A 16,648-nucleotide genomic window follows, 5' to 3' on the forward strand; every position below is an offset into this window, starting at 1 on the left:
TGGTCTTCTGGTCAGGTGAGCTTGGGAAAATAAAGTCTTACCAAGCCCCTCCCTTTAGGGATGGGGTTCCTGACTATAGCTCTTTTATTGCTTTTTCGCTCTGACTGCCATTTATCTTACAACTGGTTCTTCCGATTTCGGTTGAATTTTTGATTTTCTTAAGATTTACCGTCTTCGTTTTCGTGGGGATCGCTTCTCCTTTGGGGTCCCACTTTATCTGGCAAAATCCTCGCCAGCTCGCCGGAATGTCTTCTGCGACTTCTCTAGCAGGATTTGGCAATCTGCAACTACAACGATTTATCTGCACCAGCACTCACTTGTTGGCGTTTTATTGTTGGCCGTCATTCCGAACCGTAGGGGAGGGCCTCCGAGACCGAGGGCGATTAATGCATTGAAATGCCTTATATAAGGAGAACGGAGGGAGAGGAATGGAGAATCGGTGCCGGGGCAACTGGGGTCCTTAACCCGGAATCGGTTACACTTCCTCTCCTTTTGTGTGATTTCCATGACAATTCTCGGGGCCGTTGCTTGCCTGTCGCCACGTTTCCAGTTCGGTTAACCACTCCGTTCGCCTCTGGGGGTCAATTAACGCATTGTCTAATGCATTATTCGCACTCCAGCGGGCCAAGTCATCTACCGACACGCCGCGATCGCCCATTAAGCGGGTCATGCAGAGACGAACCCCAGCGGCGTCGAGATCCACTTCGGAGGTGTGCTTGAGAACTGGGGACATTTCGCAATCGTTCGCTAGAACTCGGACCGATTTCTACCACAACCTGGTGACGCACTAAGAGATTCACCACTTGCAGATCGTGAATGGCACAGGTGCCGTGACCGATGTGGGAGACGCCGAGTGCTTCCACAGCGGCACGGATCCTCTCCGGTCCGTCCATTTCGTCGGCAGATCGCTTTAATTTTCTTGCCGGCGTCTCGGGGGAGGGTGAAGGCGTCGCGGAAGCGATCGCCATCCGTGTGGCGAGTTTGTGCCCCCGAATGGTCCACTTCCGCAATCATCGGGGAATTCACCACTCGCGCCACAGCGCGCACAGCGAACTGAGATCCATACTCCCGGGAGATGCCGGCGATAAGGCGGATCGTCGTCGCGCGATCGCCCCCTCGGGCTATCCCAGCTTCGAGTAATTCCAAAACCTTTTCTAAATTTAGATTGAGTTTTTCAATGGTGATGACATTGACCATCAGTTCCCCATAGCGGATCCGCTGGTCCATCAGGGAATCCACCACCGCTTCCATAAGTTCCCCATATCCGCGTTCCGTCTGGATCCAGGGATAGATGTAGTCGCGAAAGCATCCGACAAACTAGGCAAAATTGGCAAATCGCAACTCGGGGGCGTAGAACTCCCGAATCCTCGGTAAAGTTATCCCGTGATGGCGCTGCAGTGCCTCTCGAATGCAGGGTCAGGGTGCCGCACCTTCTAGGTGAAGGTGGAATTCGGCTTTCGGCATTTGCGAGAGGTCTGGCAGGGTGCTGGCGTGGGGTGGGGGAAAGGCATGGATTTCGGGAGGGGAAAAGAGGGTCTCGAGGATTCGGGCGGTAGGCGCTTCTATTTTATAGGAAGCAAACTGCCGGGAAAAACAAGCCCCACCCGAGGGGCGATCGCCACCCCAACTCCCTCCTCTTCCGCGTTCCTTTCCTAATTTTTTGCCTCATCTGTGGCCTTTCTCCAACAGTTCAAACCGTCCATTTTATCAAAAAACAAAAGGCATTCTTCCGGTTTTTTTGAAGTTATGTAAAGAATGTTATGAAAGCTTGTTATTTGGCAGGAAAATCAGCAAGATTTTAGGCAAAAATTCGGTAAAAATTCACCACCCCTCTGACCCGGAAATCAAAGCACAGAGGCTTTTTGAGGGGGTTCCCTTACCGAGGATAACATACCAGGGGAGTGTCTGCCCTCCTCTTTCGAGATAGATTCGTAATATTTTGTAATTTATTTTTTGGGAAAAGTCAGATAAGATAAACTTGAAAGCGAAAAAAGTGTCGAATTATACCCAACCAAACCAAACCGTTTCGCTTTCTACTAGCTGCTCGCCCCGTACCCAACCCAGTCCAACTCAAATTTTCCCCGGTGTAGCGGCACTCGCCAAAACCAGGCACCCACCAGCAAGCAAGAGGAAAACATCCAAAACCCGAGGTCGCTTTGACGGCCACTTCAGCCAAAACCCAATACAGAGTCCAATCCACTAGGTGGCTCTGGAGAGATTACCAGCCAAAACATTGCTAGAGATAGCGAAGCGAAGGAGAAGCTGGCGATCGCGATCGCCAGCTTCCCGAGAGAATCGAGAACTCGCCAAAGTTGGCACTCCCACTAAAAAAGAAAAGAACTCGTAATCCTATCTAACCGTAAGGAGCATGTGATGAGTACGAATAGTTATAACCGAGTAGAATCGCAACCGACGGAAAATGCAAATCCCGTGTATCGTAACGTATATCAGGATGTATCAGTGAGTAAACTAATCAAAAACACCCTCGCCAACAATGAAGCTTTGGCCACGATGAAAGAGAACGTCAGCAACGATCGCGCCCCCACCACCCGCACATTTGGGTTAGAACACTGGGGCATGAAAAATATCGGCAACGTCTACCGCAACTTATCCGTACCGAAACTGGTAGAACACGCCCTGGCACGAGCCGAAGGAGTGCTAGCCGACAATGGGGCACTGTGTATCAAAACGGGGAAATATACCGGACGCTCCCCTAACGACAAATTTATCGTCGATGAGCCAGCCAGTCACAACGAAGTCCACTGGAGCAAAACCAACGTTCCGATTTCCGAAGAAAAATTCGATCGCCTATACCGACAAGTCCTCTCCTACGTCCAAGGACGCGACCTCTACATCTTTGATGGCTATGTCGGAGCCGATCCCAAATACAGAGTCGGCGTTCGCATCATTAACGAATTCGCCTGCCAAAACCTCTTCTCCCATCAACTCTTCATCCGACCCAACCCAGAAGAACTCGCCACCCATCAAGCCGATTTCACCGTGATTGCCGTTCCCGGTTTAGAAGGAGACCCCGAAATTAACGGCATCAACTCCGAAGCCTTTATCGTCGTCCATTTTGCCAAAAAACTCGTCATCATCGGCGGTTCTCGCTACGCCGGCGAAATCAAAAAATCCGTCTTCTCCTTGATGAACTACTTTATGACCAAGCGCAACGTGCTGCCCATGCACTGTTCCGCCAACATGGACGACCAAGGCAACACCGCCTTGTTCTTCGGTCTGTCCGGTACCGGGAAAACCACCCTTTCTGCCGATCCCACTCGCCGCTTGATCGGAGATGACGAACACGGATGGTCAGACGATGGCATCTTCAACTTTGAAGGCGGATGCTACGCCAAAACCATTCGCCTCTCCAAAGAAAACGAACCGCAAATCTGGGATGCCATTAAATTTGGTGCCTTGATGGAAAACATCGTCCTCTCTGGCGACGAACGTCATCCCGACTACGACGATGGCAGCTTAACCCAAAATACCCGGGTGGGCTATCCGATCCACTATATTCCCAATGTAGTCCTCCCCAGCGTCGGCGGTCATCCCAATGCCGTGATTTTCCTCTCCGCCGATGCCTTTGGCGTCTTGCCCCCGATCGCCAAACTCACCAACCGGCAGGCCATGTACTACTTCATGTCCGGATACACCAGCAAACTGGCCGGTACCGAACGCGGCATCACCGAACCGGAAGCCACCTTCTCCTCTTGCTTCGGCAAACCCTTCCTTCCCCTCTCCGCCACCGTCTATGCCGAAATGCTCGGAGAACGCCTCCTCAAGCATAATTCCACCGCCTCAGTTTACCTGATCAATACCGGCTGGACCGGAGGTCCCTACGGCGTCGGCAAGCGCATTTCCATCAAAAACACTCGCGCCATGCTCAGCGCCGCCCTCAACGGCGATCTCAACCACGTCACCTTCCATCCCCATCCGGTCTTCAAGATTTTGATGCCTGAATCCGTTCCCGGCGTCTCCAGCGAGATCCTCGATCCTCGCAATACCTGGAGCGACAAATCAGCCTACGATCGCCAAGCAAAAGAACTCGCCCGCCTCTTCGTCGAAAACTTCAAACGCTATACCAATGCCCGCCCGGAAATTATCGACGCCGGCCCGCATCTTGACTAGCGTCTAGCGCTTCTGAACCCCTGTAAAGGGTTCAATGTGACGGCTCAACTGTGAAGCCTCAAGTGTGAAGGGTAAAGTGTGAAGGGTGAAATACATCCCCCCGAGAATTGACCCTCAATCCCAGACAACTTCTCAATTCTTAGAAATATCGCTCAATTCTCAATTCTGCGTGATTCATCCTTCCCCCTTCCTCCGTTATGAGCAATAACCAATAACCAATGACCAATAACCAATGACCAATGACCCCCCCCTTTCTCGAATGTCTAAAACTTTTATAAAGACCGTTTTTAGAGACTAAAATACTTGTAAGCTTTATCAGATAAGACTTTGAGCGATTTTGGCGGTGCGATCGCCTCCCCGCCAAGATTGTAAATTGAGTCATATTTGCGAACAGGAGATTAACCTATGGCAGCCATTAAAGTAGGCATCAATGGATTTGGTCGCATCGGACGCTTAGTCTTCCGGGCCGGACTGAACAACCCCAACATCGAATTTGTCGGCATTAACGACCTCGTTCCCCCCGAGAACCTCGCCTATTTACTCAAATACGACTCCACCCAGGGCAAATACTCTGGTGAAGTCAGCGCCACAGAAAACGCGATCGTGGTCGATGGCAAAACCATTCCCTGTACCGCCATCAAAGACCCCTCCGAACTGCCTTGGAGCAAGTACGGTGCAGATTACGTGGTGGAATCCACCGGATTGTTTACCACCTTTGACAAAGCCTCCCTCCACCTGAAAGGGGGAGCCAAGCGGGTCATCATCTCCGCCCCCACCAAAGACCCGGAAAAAGTCCCCACCTTCCTCGTGGGCGTCAACCACGACACCTTCGATCCCAAATCCCATTTTGTGGTGTCCAACGCCAGTTGCACCACCAACTGTCTCGCCCCGGTGGCAAAAGTCATTAACGACAACTTCGGTTTCAGTGAAGGTTTGATGACCACCGTTCACGCCATGACCGCCACCCAACCCACCGTGGACGGTCCGAGCAAAAAAGACCTGCGCGGCGGACGCGGCGCACCGCAAAACATCATCCCCGCCTCCACCGGTGCGGCAAAAGCGGTGACCTTGGTCTTGCCCGAATTGAAAGGCAAACTCACCGGCATGGCATTCCGGGTTCCCACCCCAGATGTGTCCGTGGTAGACCTCACCTTCCGCACCGATAAAGCCGCCAGCTACAAAGAAATCTGCGCCGCGATGAAAAAAGCCTCCGAAGGCGAACTCAAAGGCGTCCTCGGTTATACCGAAGAACCGGTGGTTTCCAGCGACTTCGTAGGCGACGCCCATTCCAGCATCTTCGATGCCGGTGCGGGCATGGAACTCAATTCCAATTTCTTTAAAGTGGTGTCCTGGTACGACAACGAATGGGGCTACTCTTGCCGCATCCTCGACCTGATGGTCTCGATGGGGCAAAAAGACGGCATCTTGTAAGCGCGTCTGACCCCCCCCGGATAATCACAAAAGAGCGATCGCGCGATCGCTCTTTTTTTGCGCTTCGGTTTGCTCAATACCCCACTCATCTCATGGCCGGTGGAATGCCAATCAACAGCGGGCAACAATCATTTCTCCATGCACTCCCCGGTTGCATCGACCGCCGCCAACTGATAAAATACTTCCAACTTTTAAATCCCTCAGATTCCCGTTCATCTCCCCCCTTGTGTGATGCCGGATTGTAACTATGCCAGAGACGAACCCCACTTCCCCCGAATCCCTCACCCTCGAACCCGGTACCCTCTGGGTCAAGGTAACGGAACGCACCCAACAGGCCCTAGAATGCGGCGCATTGCAGTCGATTCCCACGGATTCCCAGTTTGTAGAAGACCGGGGCATTCGCTTTTTGGTTCGCAGTTTATCCAACCTGGCCCGCAAGGACAAAGCCAAGCAACAGCAAGAAAAACAACGCCCGAAAACCGCAAAACCGGTTAACCCGTTTTTGCCTTACGATGAAGATTTATTCGTTGCCGATATCTCTGAGACTCATGTTTGTTTGTTAAATAAATTTAATGTGGTAGACTATCACTTGTTGCTCGTGACTCGGGAATTCGAGTCGCAAGAAAATTGGCTCAATTTACAAGATTTTGCGGCCATGTGGCGATGCTTGGACGAATTCGAGGGATTGGCATTTTATAATGGGGGCACCCTGGCCGGTGCGTCTCAACCGCACAAGCATTTGCAACTGATTCCGATTCCGCTGACCGGGGAAGGACCAAAGATTCCCATCGAAACCGCGATCGCCAGCGCCACCTTCTCCGAGGGCGTGGGTACCAGTTCTCAGCTCCCCTTCCACCACGCGATCGCCCGCTTCGATCGCCAATCGGCAGATTCTCCTTTACAAGCTGCCGAAAGTGCGTTAGAATTATATAATCGCTTATTGCAAGCCGTGGGTTGGGAGCCGCAAACCCCGGACAATCGACAATCGGGCGCTTACAATCTACTGGCAACTCGCCACTGGATGCTGCTGGTGCCGCGATCGCAAGAGTGTTTTGAAGCGATTTCGGTGAACGCCCTCGGATTTGCCGGCTCCCTATTCGTGCGAAACCAAGCGCAGATGCAGCATCTCACGCAGATCGGTCCGATGCGGGTTTTGCAACAAGTGGCGCGATCGCACTCCTCCACGGAATCCTCCACGGGATAAGTGCCCTTGTCACTTAGCAGGGAACTGCTAACCGACACTGCGATATACTCCGCTTATTCCACGGCGGAATTGTCCTGTGAAATCGGAATTTCAATGCAAAATTCCGTGCCTTCCCCCTCTTGTGAGGTACAACTTAATGTTCCGCGATGGCGATCGACAATAATTTGATGGCTAATCGATAAACCCAATCCCGTCCCTTTCCCTTCCGGTTTCGTGGTAAAGAACGTTTTGAAGAGTTTATCCTGCACCGTCGGCGTCATCCCGCACCCGTTATCCGCAATCCAAATCGCCACAGAATCCTCTTTTACTTCCGTGCGAATGCGAATGGTCATTTGGGGGTAGTCATGGGTGGTTTGTCCGTTGTCATTGGGACTCGGAACCGAGGACTCTAGGGCATCGATCGCATTCGCAATCAAGTTCATAAATACCTGATTCAGTTGGCCCGGATAGCACTGCACTTTGGGTAGAGTGCCATACTCTTTCATCACCGCGATCGCCGGTTTAGAACCTTTGGCTTTCAGGCGATTGGACAAAATCAACAGGGTGCTATCAATGCCAGCATGAATGTCTGCGGTTTGCAATTTTGCCGTATCTTTCCGAGAAAAATTCTTGAGCGATTTGACAATTTCCCTGATGCGATCGGTGCCTAATTTCATAGAAGAGAGCATCTCCGGCAAATCTTCCATCAAATATTCCAAATCGATCGCCTCTGCATCTTCCTCAATTTCCGCCATTGGTTCGGGATAATATTTCCGATACAATTGCAGATGATGGAGCAAATCCTGGACGTATTCTTGGGCCGGATCGAGATTACCGTGGACGAAGCTCACCGGATTGTTAATTTCATGGGCGACGCCGGCAATCAACTGGCCCAGGGTGGACATTTTTTCGCTTTGAACCAGTTGCAGTTGCGCCTCTTTGAGGTCCTGGAGGGACTGTTGCAAATTCTGGTACAATAGGGCATTTTCTAGGGAAATGGCCGCTTGAGCGCAGAGCATTTGCAGCACTTCTAAGCGATCGCGGGTAAACACACCGTCACTGAGACTATTTTCTAAATACAAAATCGCCACTGACTTACCGTGATGAACGATGGGCAAACACAAGATCGATTGTGGTTGAACCTGGGCAATATAAGCATCCGTGGCAAAAATAGACTCGCGGGCCGCATTTTTTAGCACCAAAATTTCGCCAGTGCGGGCCACGTAGTTGGCGATCGCCACGGGCAACATCTGTGCGTCTTCAATCGGTATCGGATCCGGGGGAATCGTCACCGCCGCTTCCTCGATACTACCGCCGGCTTTGACGAGAAGTTGCCCTGCTTCTTCCACAATTAAAAAACCTTTCTCTGCCCCAGCATTCTCTAGGATGACCCGCATCAACTTGTGGAGAAACTTATCGAGAACCAGTTCTTCAGACAGGGCCAAAGACGCTTTCATTACCGTGTTTAAATCTAACTTCCAGACATCAGTGTTAGTGGTGGTGTTGGTGGCAAAGGTAGAGAGCGTTTCGCGGGTGTTCGCAGTGCAAACCGGCGATCGCTGGGTAATTCTTGCCAAAATCTGCGGATATTGTTCTTCTAAATGCTTCACCTTTGCGGTAGCCCCCCAGCGAGCATATCCGTAGTACGCATCGGTGAGATAAAACTGAGCGATCTGTTGGCTTTTTCGAGCGAAATGGAATTCGCCGGCGAGTTCGTTAGCCAGGGCTTCTTCTTGGATGTAGCCATTTTCCCGGGCGAGGACGATGGCGCGATCGTAGGCAGAAATCGCCTCTGCAACCTGCCCCATGACCCGCGCCTTTTCTGCTTGCACCAGGGCGTATTTATGCTGAAAATTACCCGGTGCAAATGCCGCCCATTTCTTCATTTTTTCCTGATTTGACTCCACCTTGGCGAGGATGTCTTCTCGTTCGGTTGCCGACAACTTCGGATACACCAACAATGCCGAGAGAGACTCGTAAAAATGAAACAGGGGCAGGGGATAAACAGCGGTCAGGGCGTCTAAATAATTAGAGGCGGCGGCAGCATTTTCCACCGCGCGATCGCCGTGACGGAAGAGATAGCTGAGGATAAGTTTGTGCAAATACAGACAACACAGACCGTAGCGATCGCTGGCGCGTTCGTGCAGGGGCAGCATCTTTTCTTCGTCATACACTTTCCCCTCAAGCACCATCGGCTCCGGCGAAGTTTCTATCAAGTTTAACACCACCTGCCAATACATTTTCAGGTAATTGAGCGGCGTAGTTTGCTTGAGTTTGTGCAACAGCTCGCTATAAGAGGCCATTTCCACTTCCAGTTCCGCCAGTCCCTTGCCGACAAAATAGGAATTGATGCAGTAATTATAAGCAGAAAGCGCGGCATATTCTAAATCCCCCGTTTCCAAACCACTTTCGTAAGCGGCAATTAACGGGGTTAGCGCGTCGCTCATTGGCTCTTTCCAGAGTCGGACGTTATTATTCACCACCATTAACGTCCGCGCTTTGAGTTCTTGATTTTCAAATCTCTCCAATACCTGCAATGCGAGTTGACCGAATTGATGTCCGGTATCGATATCGCCGACGATGCCACACAGAATTAAGCCATAACAGGCGTAGGCATAAGCAGACTCGTCGGTATTGCCATAATCCAGGGATAAATTAATTTCGGCAAATACGAGTAACGGTAACAGCAAGGGCGCTGATTGATAGGCCGGTGCGATCGCAGTATTGAGAATTCCCATAGCCGCTTTTTTGTCCGGATCGCTCATTGCCGGCAAGTGGATTAATTCGGCTACCGGCTTACCACTCAAATGAGCGAATGTTTCCCCCAATCTGGTTTGAATGTCATCAAATGTCGGCTGTTCGGGTAGCTCCACCCCCAACAATTGCATCACATTGCGCGTAATTTGGAGAGCTTCTAGTTGTTTGTTTTGGGCGGTGTAAGCTTGGATTTTGACTTCGTAAACCTTGACTCGATCTAGCAGGGTGGTGGCGTTTTCGAGTACAATGTGCGCGATATCCTCCATGCGATCGAAGTCGGTACTCAGATACGCAGCTTCAGCAGCTTCCACATGCAGGGAAAGAGTCAGATCGTAGCGATCGCGCCAGCTATTGGTCGTGAGGAGTTCTAACCCCACATTCAAATACTGTAATGCGCTATCATAGGCTGTGGCGGATTTCGCTTTGCGGCCCGCCCGCAGATTCAAGCCAGCCAATTGGGTTTTTTCCCTTTGATTCTCGATTAAATCCGCGCCTACATTTAACTGATTGACTAATGTGAAAATTTTGTCTTCCACCTCTTCCGGGGCGGTATTGTTTAACAATCGCCGTCCGAGTTTCAGGTGGGTGGTTTTTTTCTCGGCATCGGGAATCAGAGAATATGCCGCTTCGCTAACGCGATCGTGGAGAAATTTATACTGAATGGCAGACCCTTTGCCGATCGCCGCTTCATTCTCTTCCTCAGACTGGAAAAACTTATACAGTTCGCTCTCGGGGATTACCAAACCGGATTGCAGGGCGGTCCACAATTGCGCCGAGGTATCCGCCTGGGATTGTTCGTTGACGATCGCCAAGGTTTCTAAATCGAATTGATGTCCGATACAGGCGGCTAATTTTAACACCGTTTGGGTGGTTTGTGGCAACCGCTGCAATTGCGCCGCCATGAATTCTACCACGTTATCGGACACCGCTAAGGCTTTGACTCGGGTTAGATCGCAGTGCCAATACCCGCTGTTGCGATCGAATTGCAGTAATTCCCTTTCGTAAAGCGATTTTAAAAATTGCGTGGCAAAGAAAGGATTGCCTTCGGTTTTCTGAAAAACTAGTTGTGAGAGGGGTTGCGATCGCTTTTCCGAGCAGCTTAACGCCTCGGCAACTAATCGATTCAAATCTTCCCTTCTCAGGGGCGGTACTTCAATCCGGTTTACCACCGCCTCTGTCTGTTTGATGCGATCGACACTCAGCATTAACGGGTGAACCGGGGTGACTTCGTTATCCCGATATGCGCCAATTGCAAACAGATATTTCAGTTCCGGATCGCTTAACAGCAATTCTAACAACTTCAACGAAGCTCCATCGGCCCATTGCAAGTCATCGATGAATAAGACTAACGGATGTTCGGCGCTGGCAAAAACTCGAATAAATTTTTGCAGCACCAGATTAAATCGATTTTGCGCTTCGGCGGGGGCAATTTCGGCACTGGGGGTTGTTTTCCCAGCAACCATTCCACTTCGGGAATCACATCCACGATCGCTTGCCCTTGGTTTCCCAATGCGGCGGCGAGTTTTTCTTTCCAATTGGCGATCGCTTGCTTGCTTTCGGTTAAAATGTGGTGTCGGATTACATCGCGAAACGCTTTAATAAACGGCGCAAATGGAACATTGCGCTTGACGCGATCGCATTTGCCGGAAATGAAATAACCGCGTTTGGCAACAATGGGTTTGTGGACTTCCTGCACTAAAGCAGACTTCCCAATCCCAGAATATCCCGCCACCAACATCAGTTCCGTGGTGCCTGCAGCGACGCGCTCAAATGCGTTCATCAATCGAGCGATTTCTGTTTCTCTTCCGTAAAGGGTTTCCGGAATCTGGAATCGCGCCGCCATATCCCCTTTGGCAATGGGAAATGGTTCGATCTGTCCGGTGGTTTCTAGCTGCTGCAAGCACTTTTCTAGATCTAATTTTAAACCCCATGCGGTTTGATATCGGCTTTCGGCAGTTTTCCCCATCAATTTCATCACGATATCGGCGATCGCTTGCGGAATCAGGGGATTTAACAGGTTCGGTGGCATCGGCTGTTTGGCAATATGATAATGCACTAATTCCATCGGATCGGTGCATGAAAAGGGCAAGTTTTCAGTTAGCAGTTCGTAAAAGGTTACGCCTAATGAGTAGAAATCCGTGCGATAATCGATGCCCCGGTTCATCCGCCCGGTTTGTTCCGGCGAAATGTAGGCTAATGTCCCCTCCAATTCCGTGGGATTGACAATACTGAGGGTCTCTTTCGGCAATAACGACGAAATGCTAAAATCGGTCAACTTCACCCGCTTGGTTTCGGGCTGAATTAAGATATTGTGCGGTTTGATATCTTTATGAATAATCCGGTGTCGGTAGAGTTGTTCTAAACCCTCGGCTATTTGAATGCCAATTTTCAAAAAGTCGGTGATGGAAAGGGGGTGTAATCTAATATAATCTTTTAACGATATCGCGCCGAAATCTTCTAAAATTAGAGCAAATCCGTTATTGTAGCGTTCTAAGCGTAAGGGTTTGACAATGAAGGGACTCTCTATGTTTTTGGCGATCGCGTATTGATTTCTCAGCCGCACCAGTTCGGAAACCGTGGGATAGTCTCCATTGGGAATTTTAATGATAACAGAGGTGGCATCCGTCGGTCGAAAAGCTCTATAAACAAGGGTATGGAGGCTTTCGTGAATTTTTTCGGTGATGGTGTAGTTGGCGATCGCCTGCATTGTGGTTTTTTCTCCCTGGGAAGCTAGTGTATGGGAATCATAAGCTTGACTTTTAGTTTACCCCAATTGTTATCTTTTTTACCACTCAATCAAGCGGTTATTTTGCTCGAGCTTTGCCATTGGGGTGTCGCACAGATGCCTCCTCTTTTTCCCCCTCATGTTTAGCCGCGCGCCACCCTCCTCGGCAATGGTTGAGGGACTTACTCCCCCCTGTGGCGCGCTGGTAGAGGCGATCGCCGACTCCTTTCATCGCCCCTTGACCAAATCTCTCCCCTCATCCCCTCCTTCTCTCCCCACTCAGGGGTCTCCTGTTATTATTTTTTATTACAAAAAGCTAAGAAATATTAAAAACCGGAAACTGTCACCATTCCCACCTCGGTCTGATGCCTCATCCGGTTATAATACCTACAAATCCGGCCAGTGTCTCATCCTATCTAATCTCATCTGCGCTCTCATTAACCGACACAATCCCAAGATTGAACCCTCGGGCAAATCAATCGATCGATGTGGACAGAGAGCCTTGCAGAGGGTCTCTGTCCACGAGTCTGGGGGAACCCCCATTGTTTTATTCAGGAATGTCCCGCGACGCTCTTAGCAGGAGGAGTCCCCCGGATTTTTCAGCACGAAATCCACCGGATTGTTTGTATAATTTTACGTCACGGTTATTTATATAGCTTTTAGTCTAAAGTGAGATTTCAGTATAGCCCTGGATTAGCTTCCAGGTAAATTGCTGTGGCGCAAAGGTGGCGAAGTGGGAGAACGGTCTGGGGTTGAGGCATGTTTCGCTCGCGCCTTGGAGATTTCCCGCCGTCAGGGGGCGAAGTCGTTGGAGTTGCCTGCCACCATGTGGGCGCGTCTGTGGCAGCAACAGGGAAAACCGCAACAGGCAAGGGCGCTGCTGTGGGAAATTTACAATTGGTTTACCGAGGGTTTCGATCCCCGGGATTTGCACGAAGCGAAGGCACTGCTAGAGGAATTGGGACCAAATTATCCCCTTGTGCCTTAATACTCGCCCCCGCCCGGTTGGAAATCTCGAATAAAATGGGCGATCGCCGAAATTAAATTCTTGTAAAGCATTCCATCCGAGGCTCTATACCCCCTGCCACTCCATCCGGGCAATTCTAACGTTTCCGCCAGTTGTCCAAAATCCGAGGCGAGGGCGAATGCTTCTTCCGACACCAGTTGTTCTTCCTGGGCGGCGCTTAATTCTCGGTAGCGGTTGAGTTCCTCCTCCTGCTGCGCCACCCGTTGCGTCATTTGCTCCAGTTTTTCCACCAGTGGCTCATACGCCTGTTCGAGTTCTTCATTCACCACCTTTGCCGCTTGTTGGTTGAAGGTCCCTTGCCAACTTTCCCCCACGGATTGTTCTAAGGTGGATTCCAACTGCGCTACGCGATCGCACAGGCGTTCGTTTTCTTGCTGTAGATCCTTCACCCGTTCCAATTCGCCCTCTTTGGCTTGCAATTGTTCCGCTAGGCGGGCATTGCTGGCAACGAGTTGCGCGCGCATCTCCTGCGCCTGGGCAATTTCTGCTTGCGCTGCCAATAATGCCTCATCCCGCGCTTGCTGGTAAACTTCGGCGGCGTGTTGTTGGATTTGTTTTTCTTGTTCGATGCGCGATCGCTCGAGTTCTTTTTCTCGTTCGGCGATCGCGGCGGCAATTTTTTCTTGCACTTCTTCTTCGCTAAATCCGCGATCGCTCTCCCCATCAGTTTTCCGGCGGGCGGCTTTTTTCTTCGCCTCGGGTTTGCCCGGGTTGCGTTCTTGGCGCACCCGTTGCTTCACCGCTTTTGCCGTGGGGCGATCGCCGCTTTGGGCGAGCAGTTCTTGCGCTAGCTTATCTGAAGCCCCACTCAGGGCCGCTAGGGCCGATGGGGTCCATTCCAGCATCTGCTCCATCAGCTGCGGCATTCGCTGCACCAATGATGCCACTTTCATTAAATTGCGCGCCAAATACTCCGACCCCTCAAAATAGCGATCGAGCCACAGCCGAAACAGCGCTTTTCCCAGCCGCGCTTTCGTCTCGATCAAGTCAAACCCGTTCTCGATCTGCTGACGAGTCACGGATTTGAATCGATTGTGGATCCGGGGCGCTGTGGCTTCGGCAGCTTCTACCACTTCGGGCGGTAAATTTCCGTAATCGAATGAGTTGGTCTGGATCTGCTCAATTGTTTGTGTCATAATTAGATATAGATAGATTGATTAGATTGATTAGACAGCTGACTGGATGAAACTCGAGCTGATTAGAAAGCTAGATTTCATCGCTCAGTGAGTTTGTCTCCTAATTTGCGCGGTCAATGCGATCGCCAAATTAGGCGGTTTCGTACTTAAATCTCCATTGCGGGACTTTAACTGGGTACTCAATGGCTGATTTAATCGCGAGGTGTTTTTCATCGAAGGCTCTATCCTTTGGTGTGCCCCCGCTCAAGTTTAGTCAGGCTAGCTTGAGCGGGTATTTTTTATTCTACCACAATTTTGATGCTATACTGTAGCCAGCCGCGACTTAAGTGCAACTTTAGTTGGCACGATCCAGGCGGCAAGCCATCCCCAACCTGTTGAAGTTCTAGAGAAACCCAGTGAGCAAGCGAGTCCACGTCACCCTTCCCGATGCGGTTTATCAATCCCTCGAACGATGGGCTGACAGCCAAGGCAGGCCAATTGCTAATTTGGCAGCGTTTATCATCGAGAAAGCCGTGGAAGGAGCCAACGAAGATGGAAAAATTCCACCTCCCCCCTCATCCGAAGTCAATTCCTAACCCCCCGCCCATTTTTCCCCGGACCCCTTGTCCGGCAATGATTTCTGTGGCACTGTCCGCTACATTTCTGTACTCGGACGGTTTGCCTCAGATGCCTCTGGTGGTTCGCTAGAGTCAGTGGGCGACGGAAAAGCGGTTTGAGTTTACCCGTCGCCAGTCCCGTTTCCGGGTGACGCGATGGGTTTTATTTTGTCCGTCCCTAGTCCGTCGCCACCAGGTGCTAGAATGTACAATGATGTTGTACATATCCCCCGATCGCCTTCCAGGCATGGGTTTGACGATATCAACTAGTTGACAGGTTGTCAAGACCTGATTCGTGCCAAACTGATGGAAATTCCGGATAAAAAAATCTATAGCGATAATTTTTTCTAATCAAGGTCAACCAATTCACAGGTCAATCGAGTTTCGGGAGCAAGAGTGCTGGGTTATGCCAATGAAAAATAAAGTCAAGGAGTTTGTAGACGCTAGAGGAATGAGCGTTTACCGGTTTATCAAGGATACGGGAATTGCCCCCAATACGGGCTACAGTCTTTATCGCAATTCCCACCACATGCCCTCTCCGGGGGTACTCGCGGCAATCTGCGATGCCTACAAGGTTCAGCCTAGTGAAATCTTAGAATGGGTGGCGAACCAACAACAAGCGAGTTGATCCCAACCCTCTCGATGGGCGATCGCCGTTTTTCACCTCCCCCCCGAACTCATGCCACCGCGATCGCGCGGGGGTATTTGTCATGCCTGGAACCCCCCCCCAAATTTGTAGCGAAATCCTACAGGCGATCGCAATTATCTCCGGGACTGGTTTGCCGCGTACGCATTCCTTCCCTGGAAGGATCCCGGGCTAATCCCTCCACTTTTTCCCTCTCTCACGGGAACGAGCTAGTCCTCAAAAGCGTTTTCGCAGAGAAAACAAATTCCATCCATCCCTACAAGATTGCGGCCAAAATTGCCCGCCCTGACCCGGCTTTTTATTGGCGATCGTCGCCATGCAGGCGCGGTAATCTCCCCTCTCCCTCACCCGGCCTTTCCTGCCATAAATTCGCCTCAATAATCAGATTGGCTGCTGTCTCACATCACCGCCGTAACCCTTAGCCCACAAAGAAAAAATTCGCTTTATATAATAACTGCATTCCACCCAGACCCCTCCCCGCTTTCTCATGGTTGCCACCGCATTCTTGAACCAAAAACAACCCCTGCCATCGAGTGCCCTCCAGTTTCGCGATCGCGCCACCGTTCCAGACACCGTTTTTGCTGATTAACCCCCTCAAAAAGCCTGCCAGTTATTTGGCCCACCGACCCTGGGGATTCTGGGGAAGCGCAGGGTCGCAGAAGGTGCCACGGCTGAACCTGGGAACGAGTTCAATTAAAAATTAACAATCCATAATCTAAAAAACTCTCAATTCTCAATTCTCAATTCTCAATTTTGCCTCCTTTGTCCCCAGGGTGACAAAAATTGCGAATCAATGATTGGCAATGAGCGGATATTTTCACCCCCTGGGAGCGTACAATAACCCAAATATTGCCCAGGCGGAGAATTCCCCAGGGGTGAAAACACCCCCTTACCGAGAATCGGCGTAAAGCCCCCGGATTTATCCGTGGGGATATAAGTCGAGCGACTGACCCACGGTTCCCCCACAATTATATTCGTTGGACATGATAAGGCTTGGTGCTGTATAATATCATAAG

The 16,648-nt window shown here is 50.8% G+C and carries 11 protein-coding genes and 1 pseudogene; 7 read left to right on the plus strand and 5 right to left on the minus strand.

The window, feature by feature from the left end:
- Positions 1-475 precede the first annotated feature (475 nt).
- Together AC0QH1_RS18565 and AC0QH1_RS18570 are read right to left on the minus strand one after the other, a co-directional pair.
- A complete protein-coding gene (locus AC0QH1_RS18565; protein ID WP_324632751.1) occupies positions 476-733 on the minus strand; it encodes a hypothetical protein in 258 nt (85 codons plus the stop codon).
- Positions 630-893 (minus strand): hypothetical protein, encoded by a 264-nt coding sequence (locus tag AC0QH1_RS18570; RefSeq protein WP_442957334.1) that lies wholly within the window; start codon positions 891-893, stop codon positions 630-632. The genes AC0QH1_RS18565 and AC0QH1_RS18570 overlap by 104 nt, the downstream gene beginning before the upstream one ends.
- Here AC0QH1_RS18570 and AC0QH1_RS18575 point away from each other — a divergent pair.
- The 4 genes from AC0QH1_RS18575 to AC0QH1_RS18590 all read left to right on the plus strand — a co-directional run bounded on the left by AC0QH1_RS18575 (position 838) and on the right by AC0QH1_RS18590 (position 6,766).
- The gene (locus AC0QH1_RS18575) at positions 838-1,140 is read left to right on the plus strand and encodes a hypothetical protein (RefSeq protein WP_324632752.1); all 303 of its coding nucleotides are present in this window, start codon (positions 838-840) and stop codon (positions 1,138-1,140) included. The genes AC0QH1_RS18570 and AC0QH1_RS18575 overlap by 56 nt on opposite strands.
- 1,233 nt (positions 1,141-2,373) lie before the next feature.
- Positions 2,374-4,131 carry a phosphoenolpyruvate carboxykinase (ATP) gene (pckA, locus tag AC0QH1_RS18580; protein WP_324632753.1) on the plus strand — a complete coding sequence of 586 codons (1,758 nt, stop codon included), beginning with the start codon at positions 2,374-2,376 and terminating at the stop codon, positions 4,129-4,131.
- Between the two features lie 405 nt (positions 4,132-4,536).
- Positions 4,537-5,562, plus strand: coding sequence for a type I glyceraldehyde-3-phosphate dehydrogenase (gap, locus tag AC0QH1_RS18585; RefSeq protein WP_324632754.1), 1,026 nt, complete (start codon positions 4,537-4,539; stop codon positions 5,560-5,562).
- Between the two features lie 247 nt (positions 5,563-5,809).
- The gene (locus AC0QH1_RS18590) at positions 5,810-6,766 is read left to right on the plus strand and encodes an ATP adenylyltransferase family protein (RefSeq protein WP_324632755.1); all 957 of its coding nucleotides are present in this window, start codon (positions 5,810-5,812) and stop codon (positions 6,764-6,766) included.
- Between the two features lie 53 nt (positions 6,767-6,819).
- Here AC0QH1_RS18590 and AC0QH1_RS18595 read toward each other — a convergent pair whose 3' ends face one another.
- Entirely contained in the window at positions 6,820-7,764 is a 945-nt protein-coding gene (locus AC0QH1_RS18595) for a sensor histidine kinase (RefSeq protein ID WP_442957335.1), read from the minus strand.
- Between the two features lie 11 nt (positions 7,765-7,775).
- A pseudogene (locus tag AC0QH1_RS18600) lies at positions 7,776-12,209 on the minus strand (protein kinase domain-containing protein).
- Between the two features lie 727 nt (positions 12,210-12,936).
- Between AC0QH1_RS18600 and AC0QH1_RS18605 the strand changes: the two are divergent.
- Positions 12,937-13,215, plus strand: a complete 279-nt coding sequence (locus tag AC0QH1_RS18605; protein ID WP_324632758.1) for a hypothetical protein — start codon at positions 12,937-12,939, stop codon at positions 13,213-13,215.
- Here AC0QH1_RS18605 and AC0QH1_RS18610 read toward each other — a convergent pair.
- A complete protein-coding gene (locus AC0QH1_RS18610) occupies positions 13,212-14,390 on the minus strand; it encodes a coiled-coil domain-containing protein (protein WP_324632759.1) in 1,179 nt (392 codons plus the stop codon). The two genes, AC0QH1_RS18605 and AC0QH1_RS18610, sit on opposite strands and share 4 nt — an antisense overlap.
- Before the next feature lie 395 nt (positions 14,391-14,785).
- On the opposite strand from AC0QH1_RS18610, the gene AC0QH1_RS18615 reads away from it, so the two are divergent.
- A complete protein-coding gene (locus tag AC0QH1_RS18615; RefSeq protein ID WP_324632760.1) occupies positions 14,786-14,965 on the plus strand; it encodes a ribbon-helix-helix domain-containing protein in 180 nt (59 codons plus the stop codon).
- A 427-nt stretch (positions 14,966-15,392) separates the two neighbouring features.
- Complete coding sequence (locus tag AC0QH1_RS18620; RefSeq protein ID WP_324632761.1) at positions 15,393-15,614, plus strand: helix-turn-helix domain-containing protein; 222 nt, start codon at positions 15,393-15,395, stop codon at positions 15,612-15,614.
- Positions 15,615-16,648: the final 1,034 nt, after the last annotated feature.

The organism is Phormidium sp. CCY1219 (assembly GCF_055795085.1).

Bases quoted from the DNA above. Each gene is read 5' to 3' on its own strand.
- AC0QH1_RS18565 (WP_324632751.1), bottom strand. From the start codon at position 733: ATGTCCCCAGTTCTCAAGCACACCTCCGAAGTGGATCTCGACGCCGCT.
- AC0QH1_RS18575 (WP_324632752.1), top strand. From the start codon at position 838: ATGTGGGAGACGCCGAGTGCTTCCACAGCGGCACGGATCCTCTCCGGT.
- AC0QH1_RS18570 (WP_442957334.1), bottom strand. From the start codon at position 893: ATGGACGGACCGGAGAGGATCCGTGCCGCTGTGGAAGCACTCGGCGTC.
- pckA (WP_324632753.1), top strand. From the start codon at position 2,374: ATGAGTACGAATAGTTATAACCGAGTAGAATCGCAACCGACGGAAAAT.
- gap (WP_324632754.1), top strand. From the start codon at position 4,537: ATGGCAGCCATTAAAGTAGGCATCAATGGATTTGGTCGCATCGGACGC.
- AC0QH1_RS18590 (WP_324632755.1), top strand. From the start codon at position 5,810: ATGCCAGAGACGAACCCCACTTCCCCCGAATCCCTCACCCTCGAACCC.
- AC0QH1_RS18595 (WP_442957335.1), bottom strand. From the start codon at position 7,764: ATGCTCTGCGCTCAAGCGGCCATTTCCCTAGAAAATGCCCTATTGTAC.
- AC0QH1_RS18610 (WP_324632759.1), bottom strand. From the start codon at position 14,390: ATGACACAAACAATTGAGCAGATCCAGACCAACTCATTCGATTACGGA.
- AC0QH1_RS18620 (WP_324632761.1), top strand. From the start codon at position 15,393: ATGCCAATGAAAAATAAAGTCAAGGAGTTTGTAGACGCTAGAGGAATG.